The sequence below is a fragment of the Wenjunlia vitaminophila DSM 41686 genome, assembly GCF_000380165.1.
GTDB lineage: Bacteria > Actinomycetota > Actinomycetes > Streptomycetales > Streptomycetaceae > Wenjunlia > Wenjunlia vitaminophila.
This window is the reverse complement of record NZ_KB904668.1, coordinates 1-20658: the sequence shown is the minus strand read 5'-3', so window position 1 is coordinate 20658 and position 20658 is coordinate 1. Positions and strand designations below refer to the sequence as shown.

Here is a 20658-nt window from a genome sequence, read left to right as displayed (position 1 = left end):
CGCGGCATGCAACCGGCAGACCGCCGCGCGCGAAGAGCACCGCTCACGGCAGTTCGGCCTGCGCCCGGTCGTCTGTTCCGATGACCGGGCGCAGCAGACGGGAAAGCCGATGCTCCCCGGCGAAGTCTGGGCAACCCAGACGCTCGGTGCCTCGCAACCGTCCACCCGCTCGGCCGCCTCTCCGATCCGCGTAGGGTTCGCTGGTCGGCGCCTGCACCTGGGCCACCTCGGCCTGGCACGTACAGCAGCTCAGATGGCCGACAGCGGTGCGCACCTTCTGCTGTTCGACGCCTCGGACGATTCCACCTCCATCGTCGATGGCTTCCGCACCGCGGTCTGCCACTACGCAGGAGCCTCGGTGCCCGACCAGCTCATCGAGTACGGCCCCGATCTACGGCGGTGGCAGCACCAGGCGCTGTCCGGGCTGCGGCTGGACAGGATGCGGCGCCTCTACGGCTGGGACAGCAGAACACCTGCGAGCGCACTGACCGACCTGGAAGCCATGATCAGCTTCTTCCTCTACACCCCGGCAGGCATGGAGGAGGGAGGTGTCGCCCTGGTCGACGCCATGCAAGCACCGCACTCGGCCCTGCTTCCCCAAGCTGCACGGGCTGTCGACGCCAAGGTTCCGGAGCTGCTCTACCGCCGGCTCTTTCCCAGTCTGCGGCGGGAAGGTGAGCGGGGCAGTGTCCGCGAGCCGTCCTCCGTGGTCTTCGTGGACGACGACGAGGCGACGGTCCAGCGTAAGTTCCTGCGCTCACGGACGGGTGGTCGGGCGAGCGTCGAAGAGCAGTGTTCCCTGGGTGGGGATGCGACGCGATGCTCGGCGTTCGCCATGATCGAGCTGCTGTGTCCACCGGAGACCGCCCAGCGGGCGCTGGACGGCTGCCTGTCAGGTCGGAGCTGCGGGGACTGCAAGGCGGAGCACCTGACCGGGGTCGTCGCCGGGCTCCGCGCCGCCACCACGGCGCCCCTGCGCTCAGGCACCTCCTCGCAGGTGGGACCCGCCGTAAGGCAGGCCGCAGGCGCACTGCACCGCCCGCCACCCCGCGACGCCACCGACCTGGAGGCTGCCATCGCGGAACGCTCCGGAGTACACCGTGACCAGGTTGTGGTGGGCCACGGCTCCACCGAGGTCATGGACTGGCTTTTCCGCATCCAAGCCCGTCCCGGTGGAAAGGTGGTCGCAACAGAGCCGACGTTCGAGCTGTACCAGGAGCTCGCCGAGCGCCACCGCCTGCGGTACGCGGCTGCCGCGTGGGATCCGAGCACCTTCACCCACGACAGCTCGGCCTTGGCCCGTCTGGCTGACCAGGACACGGCACTCTGCGTCATCGACGTCCCGCACTCCGTCTCCGGAGCCGTCGGCCAAGTCACCGAGCTGCTCGACCGCCTCTTCGAGGCCCTGCCTGATGACGCCGTCGTACTGCTCGACCTCGTCTACGCCGACTTCATACGCACGCCCATCGAGCCAGCCTCGCTGCTGCTCAGCCGGTATCCGCGCGCTGTGCTGTTCGGGTCGATGTCCAAGGCTCACTGCCTGCTCGGCGCCCGAGTCGGCTACGCACTCGGAGTCACCCCCTTGGCCGATCGGCTGCGCGCCCAGCGGCTCCCCTACACGATGGACTCGCTGGCGATCGCCGCGGCGCACAGCGCGCTGAGGGACGACCAGTCCCATCAGCGGACGGTACAGGCCAGCCACGAAGCCCGGGCACGGCTCACGGCAACCCTCCAGAACCTCGGCATCGCCTACGTGCACACCGAGGGGAACTTCCTCCTGATGGATCTCGGCACGCGCCACGCATCGGTCACCAGGCGCCTGCGATCCAGTGGGACGCCGTTCCGAGACGGCCGGCGGTGGTCGATGCCCGGCTGGATACAGCTCCATCTGATCGACGTGCCCTTCGTCGAACCACTTATCGAGGCACTTCAGCAGGACACGACCGGCAAGAATGGGACCTCATCTCATCGACCGTCGTTGCATGACAAGACCTTTGAAGGGCCATCAGTTCCATGACAGACCAGCGCATGCTCACTGGGGACCGACCCACCGGAAAGCTGCACCTCGGCCACTACGTGGGCAGCATCGCCAACCGGGTGCAGCTCCAGCACAAGTACGAGACTTTCCTGATCATCGCCGACCTGCACATGCTCACCACCAAGAACACTCGGGAGGACATCGCCAAGGTCTCCACCAACGCCCGGGACATGGTCCTGGACTCCCTCGCGGCCGGCATCGACCCGACCCGGGCGACCTACTACCTGCAATCGGCCATCCCCGAGGTCACCGAGCTCAACGCCCTGTTCCAGAACCTGGTGACCGTGCCGCGTCTGGAGCGCGTGCCCAGCCTGAAGGACATGGCTCGGGACGCGGGCAAGGAAGAGATGCCGTACGGCCTGCTCGGCTACCCGGTGCTCCAGGCGGCCGACATCCTCTGCGTCAAGGCGCATGTCGTTCCTGTCGGTAAGGACAACCACGCTCACGTGGAGGTCACCCGGGAGATCGCCCGCCGGTTCAACTACCTCTACGGGGAGACCTTCCCCGTCCCCGAACTCGTCGAGAGCGAGGTGCCCACTCTCGTGGGCACCGACGGCCAGGGCAAGATGAGCAAGTCCATCGGCAACGTCATCTACCTCTCCGACAGCGCCGAGGATGTCCGCAAGCGAGTCGCCGGCATGTACACCGACCCCAAGCGGATCCGCGCCGACATTCCCGGCACGGTCGAAGGCAACCCCGTCTTCATCTACCACGACGTCTTCAACGACAACGCCGCGGAGGTCGCCGACCTCAAGGAACGCTACCGAGCGGGCAAGGTCGGCGACGTCGAGGTCAAGGACAAACTGGCTGCCGCCATCAACCGCTTCCTCGACCCGATGCGGGAGCGCCGCGCACACTACGAGGAGCAGAGCGGCCTCGTCGACGAAATCATCGTCGAAGGCACCGAACGCACCCGCCGCGAAGTGCAGCAGGTGGTCTTTGAAGCCCGCAAGGCGATGGGCCTGACCGCCGCCTACAACCAGCTGCGCCGCAAGGCCGAGCGAGCCCGCAAGAGCAGGGAAGACACAACACCCTGAAGGACACCGGGAGACCCATGCCTTCTGGCACGTCGGTGCGGGAGCGGTCCTTAAGCTCCCGCACCGCCCACACCGTCCGTATCGTCCGCACCGGCTCCTCGGGAGCCCTCGTCCGCATCGTCCAACGCCCCGACGGCACGCTCGTGGCCGTCAAGACCGCCCGCAACCCGCGAGTGCCCGCCATCCAGCAGGCCCGCGCCCGGGACACCATCGCCCCCTACTTCGGCGCCAGACTTCCCGAGGTCCTCTTCGCCGGCCACCACCACGGCAGCGACACGCTGATCACTCGCTGTCCCTCGGTAACCACCCTGGCAGACGCCGCCCTCCGTCCCGGGCCCACCACCCAGGCAGCCGCAATATGGACCGAGGTGACCGAGGCACTCTGCCAGGTATGGCTCCAGTCCGCACGGCCCGGCTTCGAGCCTGCGCTGGCCACCAGAAAACACACGCTGCGACTGGAACGTGGCCGCCACGGCTTACACCACGCCGCGCACCACTTGCGAATACCGATCGACGGCCAGCACCACATCATCGTCAACGGCACGGACCACGGATCCCTGGACCGGATGCTGCATCGGCTGGCAGCCCTGCGAACACCCGCTATTCGCGTCGCCTGCCACGGAGACCCACAACCCCGCAACATCCTGCTCGACCATGCGGGGCAGTGGCACCTGGTGGACTGGGAGTGGTCCGGCCACCATCAGGACTGGCGCATGATGACAAGCCACCTCGTCGGCTGGTGGTACGTCGAGAGCCTCCTGGCCGGCACGCACGGCAGGATCACGCCTACACGGTCCGCACTCGCGCTCAGTTACAGCAGCACACCCCCGGCCGTTCTCTCCAGGTGGACCGCCCCGGCGGTGCGCGCCTTCCGGCGGATGAGTCGGCCCGCCGAACTCGAAGAGGACTTCGGTGCGCTCGCTGTTCACACCGCGATGCTCCTGTTCCGGGAAATACCCAAGGTCATCGTGGAGGGAAGGCACCACCTGTTCGCTCCACTCCTGGGCGAGGCGGCCCGGATCCTCGACTCCGCGTACTCCGACCGTCCGCACCCGCTGCTGGAAGCCTTCACCCACCCGCAGCAGACCGAGGGGAGCTTGGGGTGATCACGATCGGCCTGGCACTGCCCCATTACGACGGGTTCTTCCCTAACCCAAAGGTCACCGGAGCACACCGGACGCGCAGGGCACTCGCCTACGCCCAAAGAGCGGAGCAGGCCGGACTGCACCAGCTCTGGGTATCCGACCATCTCTGGCTGGACGTCGCCCCCCAGGACCGTCGCCGCTCCCCGGACTGCTGGACTCTCTTGGCCGCGATCGCCGCGACCACCCGTCGCATCCGGCTCGGATCTCTAGTCACTCCCGCATCGCTGCGGGAACCCGAACTCCTCGTCCACCAGATCGCAACGGTTGCCGATCTCGCCGGAGAACGCCTAGACATCGGCCTCGGCGCCGGCTGGAATGCCGCGGAATTCGCAGCGGCAGGCCGCCGGTTCTCCGCAGCCGCCGACCGGCTCGCCGACGTGGAACGGACTGCTGCGCTGATCCGCACCGAGCTGGGTCCTACGGCACCGCCGGTTTGGGTCGGGGGCAAACGCAGCGGCATTCTGAGCGTTGCCGCGCGCATCGCCGATGGTTGGAACCTGGCCTGGGACCCCACCCCTGCCAGTTACTGGCAGCGTCTCGCACGGCTGAATGCGGCGCAGCCGTCGGCACGGGAAAGAGCCCCCATCCTGCGCTCCGTCGGGCTCACCACCGTCATCGGAACGGACGAAGACGATCTCCACCAGCGGTGGACCAGGCTGCGCCGTTGGGTACCTGGCGGTCACCTCGACGGGCTCAGCTTCGAAGCGTGGCGCAAACGGGGGCTGATCGGCACTCCTGACGAGGTGCACAGCCGGCTCACCGCATGGGAAAGCCTCGGGGTCGACCACGTCGTGTGCGCCCACGGCATGCCCTTCGGTCTGTTCGACGACGAGCAGATCGACCTGCTCACGGCCGCAGCTCGCCGGGCCGAAGCCACTACCACCGCTAATCCACTCACCCAGGAAGAAAGGTATGGAACAGCATGATCGACCTTCCCGATCCGGCCACAGCATTCCAGCACGAAGAGGACTTCCTCCTGACCTGCGGCCCCAGCCGCATCGGCAAGATAATCGCGCTTTATGACCTTTACCAGCGGATCCGCACGGTCCCTGGCGCGATCGTCGAGTGCGGTGTCTTCCGCGGGGGATCCTTCACCATGTGGGCGATGCTGCGGCACCTGCTGGAGTCCGAGCACACCCGACCCCTCATCGGTTTCGACACGTTCGGGGAATTCCCCCACACCAGCGCCGAATCCGACCAGCGCATCGTCGACCACATCCAGCAGGTCGCCGGCCTCAACTGCATCGGAGCAGACCAGCTGCTTGAGACCCTGGGGCAACGGAGGCGCGGGCTCGAAGCGAACACGGTCCTGGTCCCCGGCGACGTGTGCGAGACGGTTCCGCAGTACGTCGCCAACCACCCCGAACTCGCCATCTCGCTACTCGTGATCGACACCGACCTCTACGAGCCAGCCGTCACCTGCCTCACCGAACTCGTTCCCCTCGTGTCCCCGAGCGGCATCGTGATCGTGGACAACTACGGCGTCTTCCCCGGCGAGACCCAGGCGTTCCGCGAGTACCTGGCTTCCCACCCGGGCACACGGTTGGAGCAGCCGGCTCACACCGGGCATCTCATGCACTTCTCCCCGTCCGCAGCAGTCGCTCCGCCGAGCCAGCCGCTTCCCGAGAGGCAGGCGGTCACGGAAGCTATGGGGCACGTCCGAGTCGGTCGATAGCCCCGAGAACTCACGGGTTGGTACCCGCAGACTGACCAGCTCGTTGACGCGTCCGCCCGATCAAGCGCGATGACCACCGTCGAACAGCCTCGGTCACCCCGTGGCCCCGCCCATCCACCTCGCCGAGCGGCTCCCCCTCGCCTCACGCTCAGGGCGCCCCGGCACGCCTGTAGCCAGCCCACAACCAGCCGCCGGCCTGCCCGAGCACGTCGTCCACAACGGCCACGAGGTCGTGCCCTCTTCCCGCACTTGTCCCCCCTGCACGTCGCGTTGATCCGGATGGCAGGCCGTACGGACCGGATTCAGGGTTCTTCACCTGCGGGTCGCCGGTTCTTCTGCGGCAACTCGGGCTGTCCGCAGCAGAGTTCGCCGAGCAGATCCCGGACCTGACATTCCGCCATGGCCGGTGCACCAAGCTGTTACGCACCATAGGGGAGGCCATCGCGCTGGCCCCTGGCGGCCGGGAAGGTGCCCGCCTCGCCGAGCTCTCCACGCGGCGATGTCCGTGGACAGGGAGACAACCGGCAATCTCTACCCTGCTTCGGAGCAACCGGCGAGCACCGTGGCACTGGCCTTGAGCACGGCGCACGACGTGCATAGTTACAGCAGCTCTTCTTCCAGCTCGTCGTCCCCTGCGTCGCCGTCCCCCGGATCGTGGCTGCCGAAGTCGGGGTGGTCCCTATCGGCGTGGTGGGCGAGGTGAAGCGGGGCGGAGCGCAGGGTGCGGTGGTCCCACGCGACGGCCTGGTCGCACTGGCGGGCGATGAGAGCCACGAGGTCGCCGGACTCCCAGCCACCTGGGCGGGGGATAGCGATCTCGATGCGGCTGGTGGCGTGGAGGTCCTTGTTCATGGGATTGAAGGGGAGAGTGTGGAAGTCTTCCCGGGTCCGCCGGTTGCCCTCGCGCAGCATGGGTGAGTTGCCGGCCTGCTGACGCGACTGCTGCGTGAGCATCCAGACGGTCTCGTGGGGGTGCCTCTTCTCGAAGATCAGGGTCCGCCGGTAGCTGGGGCTCATAGTGGCGAGGTCGTCGGCGCCGGCGCGGTAGACCGTGGCAGGCCGTGCCGCGTGGTGGCCGAAGGCGATCCGGACAACGGCCACGTCAACGCCGTCCTGGGCGAGGCCGCGACCGGGAAGCAGACCACCGGCGAACGGGTTGTCGCCCATGCCGGGGTAGATGCTACGGCTGCCCTCCTTGTCGAGCACGAGGACAACACGGTTGTAACCCTCTGGGAGGATGAGGCTGTCCAAGGCGGTCTCGATGTGGTCGCGGACCGCGCGGGCCCCGTTGCCGTCCCGGCCCCAGTTCTCGTTGCCGATCTCGCTGGCGTGGTAGGCAGCCCGTCCCTCGGCGTAGCGCAGCCACCGGCCATTGTGGTACATCTCGGTGTACGGCGGGGCCTCGGTGTCGGGTGTGAAGTGCATCGCGACCAGGCAAGCGACGAGCTTGGGTCGCCGGGGTGCCTGGCCGCGTACACGCCGGTAGTTGTGCCGGCGCAGGTGGATACCGACCACGGTGACGGGTTCGGTGAGGGGCGCTTCCATGCGGACGTCCGGCGCGGCGCACGTCGCGCGCGCGAGCCGGTCATCGATGATGCCGGCGTTCTGGAAGATGTGGCGCAAGGCCGCGCTGGTGGGGAAGTCCGTCTCCTCGTCTTTCGTCGGGGCGTCGGCCACGGTGAGGAACTGGCTGACGACTCCGGCTGCGGCGAGTGCCTTGCGGGTGGAGGGCTTGCCGTCGTTGGGGATGGGCTTGCCGTCCCAGGTGGTTTCGCAGATGGCGGCGACGAGTTGGTCGGGGTCGTCAGAGTGGAAGAAGCCACTCGATTGGACGATGCTCGTGCGATCGTGGGAGCCGTGCATGGTCAGTTCGGGGATCTTGCGGAACTCCACTGTGATGGCAGGCGCGAGGTCTACGATCTTCGCGTCGAACCCGGCGTCCGGTCCGACGAGAGCTTCGGGGATCGGCACTCCGTAGTCGAGGCGGAGTTGGCGCATGACGCGGCGGGGGGTGGTGTCCGCGGCGTGGACGACGACCAGGCGCATGGACTTCCAGCCGGCGGCCTCCAGTGCCTGGGGCAGCTTCTTGACCGGGATGGGGCCGTGGGTGATGGTGGCACCCGGGATCGTGTAGCGGGACTTGTCGTATGTGATCGGCTGGATGCCCAGGACGTCAGCGATGTGGGTGGCCATGCGCAGGGTGAAGTACGCGCCCACGCCCTTGCCGACGAGGTGACTGCCCTTGTTGCGGAAGACGGCGCGGACGCGTTCGAGGTCCCCGTCAGCCTTGTCGGGCAACGTTACTGGGGTGAGGCCGCACGCCTGGACGATGGCGGCGGTGTGGCCGCGGAATTCCGTCTTCCAGATGAGGCGGCCGTTCTTGTCTCGGAGCTTCTCGCCGTCAGGGCCGCGCTGGGGGACGTGGCGTACCGGGACGCGAAGGAGGGTGTCGAACTGCGGGTGGTTGAGGGTGACCGTCTTGACGTTGCTCCAGTGGTCGGCAACCCGCGTGACATGGCAGTCGAAGCGGAGAACCGGGTCGGGCAGGCCGCGCTGGGTTTCTCCGGTGACGGAGACATAGGCCATCGCCCATCCCGTTCGTTCGTTCGACCTTCCCTGGTAGATGGTGCGGTAGTAGGGATAGTCCCAGGCCACCAGCCTTTTGGCGTCGTGTGCCAGCCCGACGCGGAAGGTCGTGGCGCGCTGGGCGGGATGGGCTTTGTCGATCATGGGATGTGCGGCGAGGCGTTGGATGACGGCCCAGCCGGCGGCGTCTTTCCACCACCAGGGCCCGGTGACGTATCCGACTTCGTCCCGCTTGAGGACATCGGATAGGGGGCGGCATACGGCGCGCTCGAAGTCGATGTGGTGGCTGAGGAGCTGCCCGTCCCTGACGCCGCGGAAGTGCAGCTTCTGCCAGACGTCGAAGCACCTCGTGGTGAGCCTGGTGTCCAGAGGGCCGTCGGCGACGATCAGGCTCCGTTCCTCGCCGGGCCGGACGTTGCGCCTGCGGGCGACGGTGAAAACGATCATGCGGCCGGTGACCGTGCCGAGTGCGACGCGCAGGGCGCCGTGTGGGGTCCGGAACCCTTCCTCGGGATCCCACTGCCGTTCGCAGTTCTCCCAGAGGTCTTCGAACTCCGGGGTGAGCGGGTAGAGCCACACCTGCCCCATCAGGTCCGGGCTGAGCGGGAAGTCGGCGGTGTAGAGGCGCGTGGGGGCGGCGGCCATCAGTTGCTGGTCCTTTCGTCGGCGAAGTCGAAGATCGCCCGGAGGGTGCTGCCGTAGATGTTCTGGAGGAGCTCCAGCTCGCCACTCCGGCTCCATCCCTCCCGCAGTTCGCGGATCAGGCGTGGCAGGTCGCTGCCGCTGGAGGGGTTGTGGAAGGCGTAGTCAGCCAGGTAGAGGACGCCTCGGTCGCCGCCTCGTCGTACTCGGCCACCGAGCTGGATGATGCCGATGAGCATCTCGGCGACGATCGACAACCGCACCTTGTTCGGCAGGGACTGGAAGAAGTGGTGGCTGCGGAACAGCTCCTCGTGAACGGAGCTGGAGGTGATGGCCAGGTCCCGGAGCGTCTCGGCGGGGTCGGCCGAGTGGGTGACGCTGCTGTAGGCGCGGCTCGAGATCAGGGCGAGGAGCTGGGCGGGTTCGTCCATGAGCGGGATCGGGCGGACGGCGAGGATGACCTCACCCACCAAGGACCGGCCGCTGTGGTCGACCATGTTCAATCCGCGCTCGGCGATGGCGAGCGGCGCGATGAGGACCTTGGCGGTCGGGTGGTGGGGAAAGCGTTCGAGCGCGTCCGAGGGGATCTCGTACCAGGCGGGGCGGCGCCGGTAGTGGGCTGGCACCGTGTTCTCATCGCTCGCACGGGTGGCGACTGCGATCATTTCCGGGTCCGCGCCGGCGGAGATCATTCCTTCGGCGAGTTGAGCGGCGCCGACATAGGAGGTGCAGGCGACGAGGATGCGGGCGCGGTGTGCGGTTGCAGGTCGGCTGGCGAGCTTCTTCAAGTGCTGGACGATGTGCTGGGACCACAGTGCGCGGCCCATCTGTTGATGGGCCTGGTCCCGGTGGATGTCCGAGGTTCCCGAGATCCGGATGGGGTTGTTCCGCTCGTCCCGCAATGTGAGCGACCGCAGTACGAGGGAGCCGGTGATGTCGTCGGGGACGTACCAGGTAGGGGGTGTGATCAGGTGGTGCATGGTCCCGCCGGGCATGTAGGCGGTTGCGGACAGCCCGAGCACGATGCGGCGCTGACCGCACAGCGCCAGCGCGGTGGTGTCACCGAGTTGTGCGGTATACGCGTGCGGGTCGCCCGCGAAGGAGGTTAGGGCCAGTTCGGTGCGGTGCTTGTCCTCGATGTCGTGGATGGCCGTGAAGCCGAATACCGGTGCCCCCAGAGGACCGTAGGGGGCAGCATGCCATTGGTTGTTGTCCTCCAGCATTTCGGTCAGCTCGTTGGCCGCCGTGATACCGGAGGCTTTCAGTGAGGTGCCTGACCTGGTCACGTACTCGATCTGGGCGCGGATCTGTTCCAGGTACGCCCTGCGCACGAGGAGATCGACGAGAAGTTCGCGGTCGTCATCGGCAAGGTGATCGTCCAGGAGGGGACGCGCAGCGGCGGCGATCCGCGCGTGCACGTTGTCGAAAACGGGATCAGTGCCTTCGCGCAGCGCGGTCGCGTCGAGCAACTCGGTGCGCAACTGGGTCAGGTGTTCGCGAGTGCTCTCGCCGACCCCCGGTACGACCGGGACCTTCGCGCCCGCGAGCTGTGCTTCCTCCTTCGGGTTGAACAGCTTGCGGAAGGTATCGATCTGCTCGCGCGTGGGTGACTCGCCGTCAGGTGACCGCCACAGGCGTGCCGTGCACCAGGCGTCCCAGCGGCGCGGGATGATCAGGCGACGGCGGGCCAGCTGCTGGCGGTTGCGTTCGTTGGGTCCCCTCTGGGCGATACGCCCGTGCGCGGCGTTGCTGACGTAGCTCTCGGCGAGGAAGCGCACTTGGGTGATCTTGGGGTGGATGTACCGCTCCAGCTCGTACATCAGGGCACCGGCGCGGACGCTGAACTGGTCGTGGAGCTCTTGCAGAGCGCTGGGTTGTCGGCTGCCGTAGCGGGCCAGCGTGACGTGGTGGGCGCTCTTGGCGAACCCAGTGGCCTGGAAGGCGTCCGCCTCATCGATGAGCAGAACATGGGTGAGCCGAAGGAGCGCTTCCTCGACGGTCATGTGGTTGCGCACGTGGCCTTCGGCCAGGACGGGGATATGCAGGCGTCCGGACATCAGGTTGATGTGGTTGGTGATGATGACGTCGGCCTTGTCGAGGTTCAGCTGATGACGATGCTTGCCGCAGTGCGCGAACCACGGGCAGCGGTGGCGCCGGGTCTCACCGCTCTCAGGATCGGTGCCCTCGAAGTCGGAGCACCGCTCGTGGCCGGGCTGCCACAGGTCGACGTCCTGCGTGTTGGTGGATTTCGCCTGCATGGCGCATCCATAGGCGAACTCGCCGTACGCCTCATCCCCCTCCTGGGCTCGCCCTTCCTCAATGAGGCTGCGGGCGGCCTTCTCAGCCACCTCCTGCATGCTGTTCGGGGAGATCAGCGGCACCACGACCGCGTCCTGGAGACCGAGTGCGTGCAGCTCTTTGCAGATCGCGCGGGTGAAGGAGAGCACGCTGTCGTTGCGTGGCACAACGATCCCGGTCACCAGATTGTTCTTCACGCCCCACGCGGCGAGCAGCTTGGCCAGGACGCTCTTGCCTGAACCCGTGCAGGCGCTCAGCACGCGGATCAGGCCAGCGTCCAGGATGAGGAAGCCGTCGGCGAGCAGGGAGCCGTCGGCTCGACGGATGTGCTTGAAGATCCGTTCCAGGCTCTTGCGCCGGTGGCTCTGACCGAAGGCGTGGTCCTGCGCGTCCGCGATCGCGCGCAGCGCGTCGATCGGCACCTGCCGCCTGAGGCAATCCTTGGGCTTACCGAAGTCCGGCAGCGGCGCTTGGATCTGGGGCAGGTCGAGGACGTAGTGGGCCTGGATTACGCCGTTGCCGGGGCGGCTCGGGTCGGGGATCTGGGTGCCAATGCGGAAGTGACCTTGGAGGGCCAGCTCCCGGCTCCGTCCCTCGTCGGCTGCTGACCGGCGACCATCGAGCTCCTCCAACACCTGGTCCACCAGCGATGCAAGACGTTGCTGGACGGTCATCAAGTAGTGCTCGTCGTCAAGAACCGCGAATCCCTCGGGCAGATCGGGCGAGTCGAAGAGGTCTTCGACCGCCCGGCGGAAGGCCGCGAGGATCGCGAGGCGAGCGGGGCGGTGCCACAGGAGTCTGGTGACTCGCCGCGTGTCCTCGCACGACAGCTCCCCGTAGCGGTTCCACAGGTGGGTATGCCCGGACAGGAGAAGATGCGCGTCGCGGATCGCCGAAGCGTGACGGAAGGGCTCCTCCGAGCGGTTCGGGAACAGTCGCGCCGCCAGAGCCAGCGCGGCCAGTGTGCTCAGACGCTGCACATTCATAGTGGCCAGGGAGCGCCCGGTCACCGCGCCTCCTTCAGGGCGTTCCGGATCGCGGTCTTGAACGCGCGCACCGTACGAACCTCGTAGCCCGCGGGCAGTGAGCGTCGCAGCTGGGCGACCTGCCAGGCCCGGTAGTCGGGCACCACGACGTGCCGGGCCCGGGGTGGCCTGGCGGTGATCTTCGACGGGGATCTGGTGTCCTTGAGGTCGACCTCGAAGACGGTGGCGCCGGCCCGCACGGTAATGTCCCACCTGTCTTTGTGCGGCCACTTCGTCACCGCGTCGTCGCCGATTCCAGGCTGATCCGCCAGCCACGTCATCAAGGCGACCTCGGTGACGCCGGGGACCGTGATGTAGCGCCAGACCGCCTCGTGCACGCACACCACGTCGGCGGCGCTGAATGCGCACGCCGCCACGGGACCGCGAACTCGTGGCGCGCCGCTGTCGTCACGCTCGTCCGTTACCTGGAACCGGCCGAAGTGTGGAGGATACCGACACGCCAGCGACGCGCCTTGGACGTGCATGGGCCACTTGCACGTCGGACACGGTACGTACCAGGACTCGTGCCCCACCACGAACTGCCGGTCCGGTGGCAGCGGCTCATATGCCTCGGTGTGCAGCGCGCCGCGCGCGTGCAGCTCGTCGCTGACGCGGTCCGCTGTCCCCGCCGGTACCTCGATCAGCATCTGCCTCGTGGCGACGTACTCCTCCTGCCCAGCTGACGACAGCACCGTGTAGATGGAGCGCTCGACTCTTTCGAACGTCTGCCTGGCCCACCGGGGTACCCAATCGATGCCGGCCTCGTGGTTCTCGAAGAGGGCCTCGCTGTAGTCGGACCCGTACTCGACGGCATCACCGGTCAGCAAGTCGTCCGCCCCAAGGATCTTGAAGGAGCCGAGCTCGTCGGGTAGCGAGTCCCAGGTGAGCGGCACCCACTCCCTCATGGGGCGGTGGAGAAACTTGATCAGGTCGCGCGGTGTCGCCGGCCCGCAGCCGGGAGACAGCAGGCTGAGGAACACCCCGTGCATGCGCGAGACCTCTCGCCATGCCTCGGGCTGCTCCCGGCGAACCGACCATGCCTGGGCGGCACGCAGCCCGGCCGTCGTCAGGTCACCAACCAGCTTCACTGTGGCCGTTCGTGCGCCGACCACGTTGGTCAGCGCCACATCCTTCTGTTCGCGCGCCATGGCTGATCAGGGTGACCCACGGCACCGCAAGCGACCGCCAGAGTGCACGCCTTTCAGCCGATTAGGTACGGGACGAGCACGCTCTTGGCTCGGCTCGCACCTCGTCAAACGGAGCACGCCGGAGAACACGCAATCGTCAAGGCACGTGACGAAAAGCCCGAAAGTGGCTTGAACTGATCGCAGTCACGGGAGCGATGTCAGTGTCCCTCGGTATAAGCAGCTCCGCCCGAAGATCGGCATGGTGTTCGATTCGCTGTTGCCGTTGCAGGGGCTCCGCAATGCGGAGGTCGACCGGCCCCACTCCCGGCCGACGGCGGTGAGATGGCGTGCGGAGGCGTAGTAGCGGGTCTGCTGGCCGCCTCCGGCTCCGCCGGCGACGCCGTCGGCCTTGGTGGCCAGGCCGCTGTCGACGAGGCGGCTGAGGTGGCGTCGCGCCTTCTCGATGTCGGCACGTTCGGGGTCGCCCCCGCCGATGAGGATGGTCGCCCGGTCGCGTGCGGTCAGCCCATTGGGGGCGTTACGCAGCAGGGCGGCTGGGTCCTTGGTGGGGTCGACGGTGGTAGTGCCGCGCACATGGTCGTGCGTGACGTCCAGAGGGCCGACTTCACCGGTGGGGGTCTTGAGGTGGTGCAGGGTGACGGCTGGGTCGCCTGCCCGGCCGGTGACGAACAGGACGCTGCCCGCGCCGGCGGTGATCCAGGTGGAGCCGTAGACCTGGTCCAGGCTGGGGCGCTGGCCGCGCGGTGCGTCGGCGGTGGCCTTGCGCTGGTGGTGCAGCTCCATGATCTCCACGCCGCCTCGCAGGGCGCGCATGCGGGCGTTGTGGAAGGCGACCGCGAGGCTGTCGTCGACCATCGTGCTGACCGCATCCTTGAGACTGTCGATCACGATTGTGTCTGCCTGGTGGGCGGCGAGGTCGGCGAGGAGGTCGGGCTCCTTGTCGGGTGTGGCAGGCAGCGGACCCTCCCAGACGACGAGCCGCTCGCGCGGGATCTTCTCGTCGGTGGGGAAGACGCGGCGGGCCATGGCCTTGGCGATCTGCTTGGGACGGTCCATCGCAAGGTAGAGGATCCGCCTGCTGGGCGCGACTGGCATCTCCAGGACGGTCTCCTGCAAGCCGAGGCGGGCGAAGATCATCTGATGGGCCAAGGTGGTCTTGCCGACGCCCGGAGCCCCGACGATCATCAGGCTCTCGCCGGGGGCCCAGACGGTCTTCTCACGCCTGCCCCACAGGGGCTCGGCGTCTGCGCCGCTCTCTTTAACGAACGACCACCCGTCGGTGGCGAAGCGGGACAGTCGTCCCTGCCCCGACGCGAGTGCGCGATCGCGTTCGGCGCGTACCTCGGCTTCGACCTCGCTGCGTATCGCCTCCGGATCCGCACCGGGCTCCTGGGCCCGCTGGAGGGTACGCACGGCGGAGGTCACCAGGCGCCGCAGGTCGGCCTTTTCGCGGACGATCTCCGCGTGGTGCTCCGCGCTGCTAGTGCCGTAGGGCGCGCCCGCGAGCTGGAAGATGTAGGGGTGACCACCGACCTGCTGCAGGTCACCTTGCTGCTGGAGCGGCTCGGTGAGGACGATCGGGTCAGTCGGCTTGTCCTCGCGGTGCTGGGCGAGGAGCGCGCGCCAGATGGTCTCGTGCGCGGGTCGGTAGAAGGCGTCGTCGCCCAGGATGGGCCGGACCTCATCGATGATGTCGGCTTTGTGCATGCAGGCGCCGAGGATCGCGCGCTCGGCGTCCACGTTGCAGGGCGGCTCCATTGGAGTGGGGCCCTCACCGAAGTGGGATGGCATCTGGGGCGACAGGGTCGTACCTTGGGGCATAGAGCTCCTCATCCGGCAGGCCATTACGGGGCGGCAACCCCGGCCTCCGGTTTCGATCGTTCAGGGATAAATGGTTGTGCGGTGGAGCCTCTACTTCGGCCCCGGTGTTCGTAGCACCGGGGCCGCTTGGTTGACCTCTCCGCTGGCCGGTTCAAGGAGCTGGCTCGGGCTGGTGGGGCCCGCACGTTGCCGCGAAGCCTCACGTTGGTCATTCAGAAGGATCTTGGTCTCGATGCGGTCGGCGATCAGGACCCCGGTGACCTGGTCGTCGGCAGAGAGCAGCCGAAGCCTGTCCGTGGAGATCCACGGCCGTCCGCCCCACGCAACTGAGACCAAAACTGAGACCACGCGACGACGAAGGGTCCGACCGCTCAGCGGTCGGACCCTTCGTTTGCCCAGGTGGGCGGCTGCGGAGGATACGAGATTCGAACTCGTGAGGGGTTGCCCCCAACACGCTTTCCAAGCGTGCGCCCTAGGCCTCTAGGCGAATCCTCCGTGGGAGAGGGTACAGGGTGAGCGGGAGTGTTCGCGAACCGCTTACCGGAACGGGACCGTGGTCGGGGGTGGGGCGGGGATCCGCTAGGCTGGGGGAAGCCCCTCGTGCGGCGCTATCTCGCTGAACCCCCCCAGGGCCGGAAGGCAGCAAGGGTAGGTGAGCTCTGGCGGGTGCACGGGGGGTCTTCGCGTGGGAGATCTTCGCGTGGGGATCTTCGCGTGGGCGGAGTCCCGACCGGGGCGCGAGGGCCGCCGGGGGTCGGCGGGCGGGACGGGATGTCCTTCGGTCCCGTTATCGTCGGTAGCGTGTCGCTCGCTCTCTACCGCCGCTATCGCCCCGAGACCTACGCCGAGGTCATCGGTCAGGAGCACGTCACCGGTCCGCTCCAGCAGGCGCTGCGGAACAACCGGGTGAACCACGCGTACCTGTTCAGCGGCCCGCGGGGCTGTGGCAAGACGACCAGTGCGCGCATCCTGGCCCGCTGCCTGAACTGCGAGCGGGGGCCCACCCCCGACCCGTGCGGGGAGTGCAGGTCCTGCCAGGACCTGGCGCGGAACGGGCCGGGGTCGATCGACGTGATCGAGATCGACGCGGCGTCCCACGGTGGTGTGGATGACGCCCGTGACCTGCGGGAGAAGGCGTTCTTCGGGCCCGCGTCCAGTCGGTACAAGATCTACATCATCGACGAGGCGCACATGGTCACCCCGGCGGGGTTCAACGCCCTGCTGAAGGTGGTCGAGGAGCCGCCGGAGCACCTGAAGTTCATCTTCGCGACCACCGAGCCGGAGAAGGTCATCGGCACCATCCGGTCGCGCACCCACCACTACCCGTTCCGGTTGGTTCCGCCGGGGACGCTGCGTGACTACCTGGGGGAGGTGTGCTCCCGGGAGGGCATCGCGGTCGATGACGGGGTGCTGCCGCTGGTGGTCCGGGCGGGCGCGGGCTCGGTGCGGGACTCCATGTCCGTGATGGACCAGTTGCTCGCGGGGGCGGGCGAGCAGGGCGTGACGTACGCCATGGCGACGGCCCTGCTCGGCTACACCGACGCCGCCCTGCTGGACGAGGTGGTGGACGCGTTCGCGGCGCACGACGGCGCCGCGGTGTTCGAGGTGGTGGACCGGGTCATCGAGGGCGGGCACGATCCGCGCCGGTTCGTCGCCGACCTGCTGGAGCGGCTGCGTGACCTGGTGATCCTTGCCGCGGTGCCCGACGCAGGCGAGAAGGGGCTGATCGACGCGCCCGCGGACGTGGTGGAGCGGATGCAGGCCCAGGCCTCGGTGTTCGGGTCGGCCGAGCTGAGCCGGGCCGCTGACCTGGTGAACACCGGGCTCACCGAGATGCGCGGGGCGACCTCGCCCCGGCTGCAGCTCGAGCTGATCTGTGCCCGGGTGCTGCTGCCCGGGGCGTATGACGACGAGCGGTCGCTCCAGGCCCGGCTGGAGAAGCTGGAGCGGGGCGTCGCCCTGGGCGGGGGGGTGCTGCCCGTCGGGCCGACGATCGGTGTCGCGGAGTCGGTCGCGGTGCGCGGCGGGGCTCCGGGCGGGTTCCCGGCCCACCCCGCGGGAGCCGCACCGACCGCACCGACCGCACTGACAGCACCGGCGGCACCGACCACAGCGGCGGACGGGCCGGAGACGGGGGCGGGGGCGGGGGGTCGCACGACCAGCGGGCTGGTGCTGGGCGGCCCGGCGACGCCGTCCCCTGCGCACGTCGTCCCGCCCCCGAACGGGGGGGTGGGGGCGGAGGGCTCGGTGGCCGGCGCCCCTCCCACGGGTCGGCCGGGCGCCTGGCCGGTACCGCGGGGCCCCAAGCCCGCCCCGGGAGGGCCTCAGCCGGCACCGGGAATCCCGCAGCCCGGGCAGGCGGCCCAGCCGGCGGGGGCCGCCGCCGGGCAGGCGGTGGCACCCCCCGCGTCCACCGCGCCCCCCGCGTCCAGCACACCCCCCGCACCCCCCGCCGCGACGACCTTCGCGGCCACGGCACCGACGGCGCAGGCCGTGGACGGCGGCGCGGCGGCGGTGCGCCAGATGTGGCCGCAGATCCTCGACGCGGTGAAGCACCGGCGCCGGTTCACCTGGATCCTGCTCAGCCAGAACGCGCAGGTCGCCGGGTTCGACGGCGGCACCCTCCAGATCTCGTTCGGGAACGTCGGGGCCAGGGACAGCTTCGTCAACGGCGGGAGCGACGAGGTGCTGCGCCAGGCCGTGGGCGACCTCGGCCACCAGTGGCGGGTCGAGGCCATCGTGGACCCGTCCGCCACCGGCGGGGCCGGCTCGGGCGCCCCCGCGCCGACCGCCCCCCCGCCGTCCCGCCCCGGACCGGTGAGTCCCGCCCCCGGACCGGCGACCGGGCTGGCGGGCCCGCCAGGTACGGCGAGCGCGCCCACGGTCCCGGCGCCCGCCCCGGCACCACCCACGTCGGGGAACGCCCCGGGGAACGCCCCGGGTCGCGCCGCGCCACCGCCCGGGCCGGTTCCGCCGCCGGTGGCCCCGGAGGACGACATCCCCCAGGAGGACGACCCGGATCTCGACGAGGCCGCGCTGACCGGGCACGACCTCATCGTGCGCGAGCTCGGCGGAGTGGTCGTCGAGGAGATCCCGCGCGACTGACCCCGGTCGCCCCCGCAGGTCCCCGACGCGCTCGGCCACGGGGGCGCCCGCTCCCCGGCGGGCGGCCCGCGCACGTCCTTCTCGTTGCTCCAGCACGGTGATACGGCGATCAACCGCTCGACGACGTAGGCTCGCCCTACTCGCACCCGCGCTACGCGCACCGTCGTCAGCTAGGAGCAAGATCAGTGGTGTTCCCCGGTGGCCAGCCCAACATGCAGCAGCTCCTCCAGCAGGCCCAGAAGATGCAGCAGGACCTCGCTGCCGCCCAGCAGGAGCTCGCCGAGACCATGGTCGAGGGATCGGCCGGCGGTGGTCTGGTGAAGGCCACCGTGAGCGGGGCGGGCGAGCTGCAGAGCCTGTACATCTCCCCGGAGGCCGTGGACCCGGACGACACCGAGACGCTGGCCGACCTGGTCCTGGCAGCCGTCCGGGACGCCAACAACGCAGCCCAGAACCTCCAGCAGCAGAAGCTCGGCCCGCTCGCCCAGGGACTCGGCGGCGGCATCCCCGGCCTGCCGTTCTAGCCGCGTCCGCGGACGGGCACCTCCGCACGCGGGGGGGCCGGTGACGGGCGGACCGGGGCGGCGGCACGGCGAACGACGGAAGGAAGGCGAACGTGTACGAGGGCGTGGTCCAGGACCTCATCGACGAGCTCGGCAGGCTGCCCGGCGTCGGTCCCAAGAGCGCGCAGCGGATCGCGTTCCACATCCTCCAGGCCGATCCCACCGACGTGCGTCGGCTCGCCCACGCGCTCACCGAGGTCAAGGCCAAGGTGCGGTTCTGCGTCGTGTGCGGGAACGTCGCCCAGGACGAGCGGTGCCGGGTCTGCCAGGACCCGCGCCGCGACCCCGCGGTGATCTGCGTGGTGGAGGAGTCCAAGGACGTCGTCGCCATCGAACGCACCCGGGAGTTCCGCGGCCGTTACCACGTCCTGGGCGGGGCCATCAGCCCGATCGAGGGCGTCGGACCGGACGACCTGCGGATACGGGAGCTCCTCGGCAGGCTCGCCGACGGGTCCGTCACCGAGCTAATTCTGGCCACCGACCCCAACCTGGAGGGGGAGGCCACCGCCACCTATCTCGCCCGCATGGTCAAGCCCATGGGTTTGAAGGTGACCAGGCTGGCGAGTGGTCTGCCTGTGGGGGGAGACCTGGAGTACGCCGACGAGGTCACCCTGGGACGGGCCTTCGAAGGGAGACGACTACTCGATGTCTGACACGACCATCACCGCTTCCGTTCCGCCGTCCGACGGCCCAACCGACTTCGCCGTCCAGATCAGTGACCAGATCGAGAGTTTCATCGTCGCGGTGCGCGAGGTCGCCAGGGGCGACGAGCCGGGCAGCGCGATCTCCATGCTGCTCCTTGAGGTCTCCCAGCTCCTGCTGGCCGGCGGCCGGCTCGGGGCCGTCGAGGACGTGCTGCCGGACGACCGGTACGAGCCCGATGCCGGCCCGGAACCGGACGCCGACCAGCTCCGGGAACGCCTCGCCGAGCTGCTGGCGCCGGTGGACGTCTACTCGGAGGTCTTCGACCCCTACGTCCCCCGTTCCACACCGGTCACCTGCCGGATCTCGGACGACATCGCGGACGTGGTCACCGACCTCTCCCACGGCCTGGTCCACTACAAGGCCGGCCGCACCGCGGAGGCGCTGTGGTGGTGGCAGTTCTCGTACCTGTCGAACTGGGGCGCCACCGCCAGCGCGGTGCTGCGGGCCCTGCAGTCGCTGGTCGCCCACGTCCGTCTGGACACCCCGCTGGACGCTCTGGTGGACGGCATGGACACGGACAGCGCCGCGGCGGACGAGAACATCGAGCGGGAGGCCGGTGCGGTGATGGCGGCGGAGATCGCCGAACCCCTGGGGCTGCGCCCGCGCTAGGTCGTGTCCGCAAAGTCAGGGCAGCCAGAGTCGCAGGCAGGCGAGGGTGACCAGGGCTTGGTAGTGGCGGGCGCGTTTGTCGTAGCGGGTGGCCAGGGCTTTGTTGTGCTTGAGCCGGTTGAAGCAGCGTTCGACGACGTTGCGGCGGCGGTAGGCCGCGCGGTTGAGTCGGCACCTGCTCTCGCCTCGCCGGATGCGGCCGTTGATCTGGTCGATCCGTTCAGGGATCGCTGCTTTGATGCCTCGGCCGCGGAGATAGGC

Annotated in this window: 14 protein-coding genes, 1 tRNA gene and 1 other RNA gene; 10 read left to right on the top strand and 6 right to left on the bottom strand. The window is 68.8% G+C overall.

Going from position 1 to position 20658, the window contains the following annotated elements:
* Positions 1-253: 253 nt before the first annotated feature.
* Genes A3IG_RS0113020 through A3IG_RS29615 form a run of 5 tightly spaced genes read left to right on the top strand, consistent with a single transcriptional unit; the run spans position 254 to position 5895 of the window.
* Positions 254-2017 carry an aminotransferase class I/II-fold pyridoxal phosphate-dependent enzyme gene (locus A3IG_RS0113020; protein WP_157862330.1) on the top strand — a complete coding sequence of 588 codons (1764 nt, stop codon included), beginning with the start codon at positions 254-256 and terminating at the stop codon, positions 2015-2017.
* Positions 2014-3075, top strand: a complete 1062-nt coding sequence (trpS, locus tag A3IG_RS0113015; RefSeq protein WP_026220220.1) for a tryptophan--tRNA ligase — start codon at positions 2014-2016, stop codon at positions 3073-3075. Before A3IG_RS0113020 ends, trpS begins: the two co-directional genes overlap by 4 nt.
* 17 nt (positions 3076-3092) lie before the next feature.
* The gene (locus A3IG_RS34230) at positions 3093-4181 is read left to right on the top strand and encodes a phosphotransferase family protein (RefSeq protein WP_107103055.1); all 1089 of its coding nucleotides are present in this window, start codon (positions 3093-3095) and stop codon (positions 4179-4181) included.
* On the top strand, positions 4178-5146 hold the full coding sequence (locus tag A3IG_RS34225; RefSeq protein WP_018384001.1) for an LLM class flavin-dependent oxidoreductase: 969 nt from the start codon (positions 4178-4180) through the stop codon (positions 5144-5146). The genes A3IG_RS34230 and A3IG_RS34225 overlap by 4 nt, the downstream gene beginning before the upstream one ends.
* Positions 5143-5895, top strand: a complete 753-nt coding sequence (locus tag A3IG_RS29615) for a TylF/MycF/NovP-related O-methyltransferase (protein ID WP_018384000.1) — start codon at positions 5143-5145, stop codon at positions 5893-5895. Before A3IG_RS34225 ends, A3IG_RS29615 begins: the two co-directional genes overlap by 4 nt.
* A 600-nt stretch (positions 5896-6495) precedes the next feature.
* Here the strand turns inward: A3IG_RS29615 and A3IG_RS0112995 are convergent.
* The 5 genes from A3IG_RS0112995 to A3IG_RS0112975 all read right to left on the bottom strand — a co-directional run bounded on the left by A3IG_RS0112995 (position 6496) and on the right by A3IG_RS0112975 (position 15910).
* Complete coding sequence (locus tag A3IG_RS0112995) at positions 6496-9126, bottom strand: RNaseH domain-containing protein (RefSeq protein WP_018383999.1); 2631 nt, start codon at positions 9124-9126, stop codon at positions 6496-6498.
* Entirely contained in the window at positions 9126-12431 is a 3306-nt protein-coding gene (locus tag A3IG_RS0112990) for a hypothetical protein (RefSeq protein ID WP_104530745.1), read from the bottom strand. The genes A3IG_RS0112995 and A3IG_RS0112990 overlap by 1 nt, the downstream gene beginning before the upstream one ends.
* Positions 12428-13594 (bottom strand): restriction endonuclease-related protein, encoded by a 1167-nt coding sequence (locus A3IG_RS32550; RefSeq protein WP_018383997.1) that lies wholly within the window; start codon positions 13592-13594, stop codon positions 12428-12430. The genes A3IG_RS0112990 and A3IG_RS32550 overlap by 4 nt, the downstream gene beginning before the upstream one ends.
* 183 nt (positions 13595-13777) lie before the next feature.
* Complete coding sequence (locus A3IG_RS29610; protein WP_078500401.1) at positions 13778-15415, bottom strand: DnaB-like helicase N-terminal domain-containing protein; 1638 nt, start codon at positions 15413-15415, stop codon at positions 13778-13780.
* Between the two features lie 410 nt (positions 15416-15825).
* Positions 15826-15910 (bottom strand) — tRNA-Ser (locus tag A3IG_RS0112975).
* Between the two features lie 94 nt (positions 15911-16004).
* Here A3IG_RS0112975 and ffs point away from each other — a divergent pair.
* The 5 genes from ffs (at position 16005) to A3IG_RS0112955 (ending at position 20397) form a co-directional block, all read left to right on the top strand.
* An RNA gene (gene ffs / locus A3IG_RS32540) (signal recognition particle sRNA small type) lies at positions 16005-16101 on the top strand.
* Between the two features lie 85 nt (positions 16102-16186).
* Positions 16187-18520, top strand: coding sequence for a DNA polymerase III subunit gamma and tau (locus A3IG_RS0112970; RefSeq protein WP_211219467.1), 2334 nt, complete (start codon positions 16187-16189; stop codon positions 18518-18520).
* Between the two features lie 212 nt (positions 18521-18732).
* On the top strand, positions 18733-19044 hold the full coding sequence (locus A3IG_RS0112965) for a YbaB/EbfC family nucleoid-associated protein (RefSeq protein ID WP_407701024.1): 312 nt from the start codon (positions 18733-18735) through the stop codon (positions 19042-19044).
* Positions 19045-19136: 92 nt separating this feature from the next.
* Positions 19137-19736, top strand: coding sequence for a recombination mediator RecR (recR, locus tag A3IG_RS0112960; RefSeq protein ID WP_018383993.1), 600 nt, complete (start codon positions 19137-19139; stop codon positions 19734-19736).
* The gene (locus tag A3IG_RS0112955) at positions 19729-20397 is read left to right on the top strand and encodes a DUF5063 domain-containing protein (RefSeq protein ID WP_018383992.1); all 669 of its coding nucleotides are present in this window, start codon (positions 19729-19731) and stop codon (positions 20395-20397) included. The genes recR and A3IG_RS0112955 overlap by 8 nt, the downstream gene beginning before the upstream one ends.
* A gap of 15 nt (positions 20398-20412) precedes the next feature.
* Here A3IG_RS0112955 and A3IG_RS0112950 read toward each other — a convergent pair.
* A partial coding sequence (locus A3IG_RS0112950) for an IS5/IS1182 family transposase (protein WP_018383991.1) occupies positions 20413-20658 on the bottom strand: 246 nt, incomplete at its 5' end.

Bases quoted from the DNA above. Each gene is read 5' to 3' on its own strand.
- A3IG_RS0113020 (WP_157862330.1), top strand. From the start codon at position 254: ATGGCCGACAGCGGTGCGCACCTTCTGCTGTTCGACGCCTCGGACGAT.
- A3IG_RS29610 (WP_078500401.1), bottom strand. From the start codon at position 15,415: ATGCCCCAAGGTACGACCCTGTCGCCCCAGATGCCATCCCACTTCGGT.
- A3IG_RS0112955 (WP_018383992.1), top strand. From the start codon at position 19,729: ATGTCTGACACGACCATCACCGCTTCCGTTCCGCCGTCCGACGGCCCA.
- A3IG_RS34230 (WP_107103055.1), top strand. From the start codon at position 3,093: ATGCCTTCTGGCACGTCGGTGCGGGAGCGGTCCTTAAGCTCCCGCACC.
- A3IG_RS0112995 (WP_018383999.1), bottom strand. From the start codon at position 9,126: ATGGCCGCCGCCCCCACGCGCCTCTACACCGCCGACTTCCCGCTCAGC.
- A3IG_RS29615 (WP_018384000.1), top strand. From the start codon at position 5,143: ATGATCGACCTTCCCGATCCGGCCACAGCATTCCAGCACGAAGAGGAC.
- A3IG_RS0112965 (WP_407701024.1), top strand. From the start codon at position 18,733: ATGCAGCAGCTCCTCCAGCAGGCCCAGAAGATGCAGCAGGACCTCGCT.
- trpS (WP_026220220.1), top strand. From the start codon at position 2,014: ATGACAGACCAGCGCATGCTCACTGGGGACCGACCCACCGGAAAGCTG.
- A3IG_RS0112970 (WP_211219467.1), top strand. From the start codon at position 16,187: ATGTCCTTCGGTCCCGTTATCGTCGGTAGCGTGTCGCTCGCTCTCTAC.
- A3IG_RS32550 (WP_018383997.1), bottom strand. From the start codon at position 13,594: ATGGCGCGCGAACAGAAGGATGTGGCGCTGACCAACGTGGTCGGCGCA.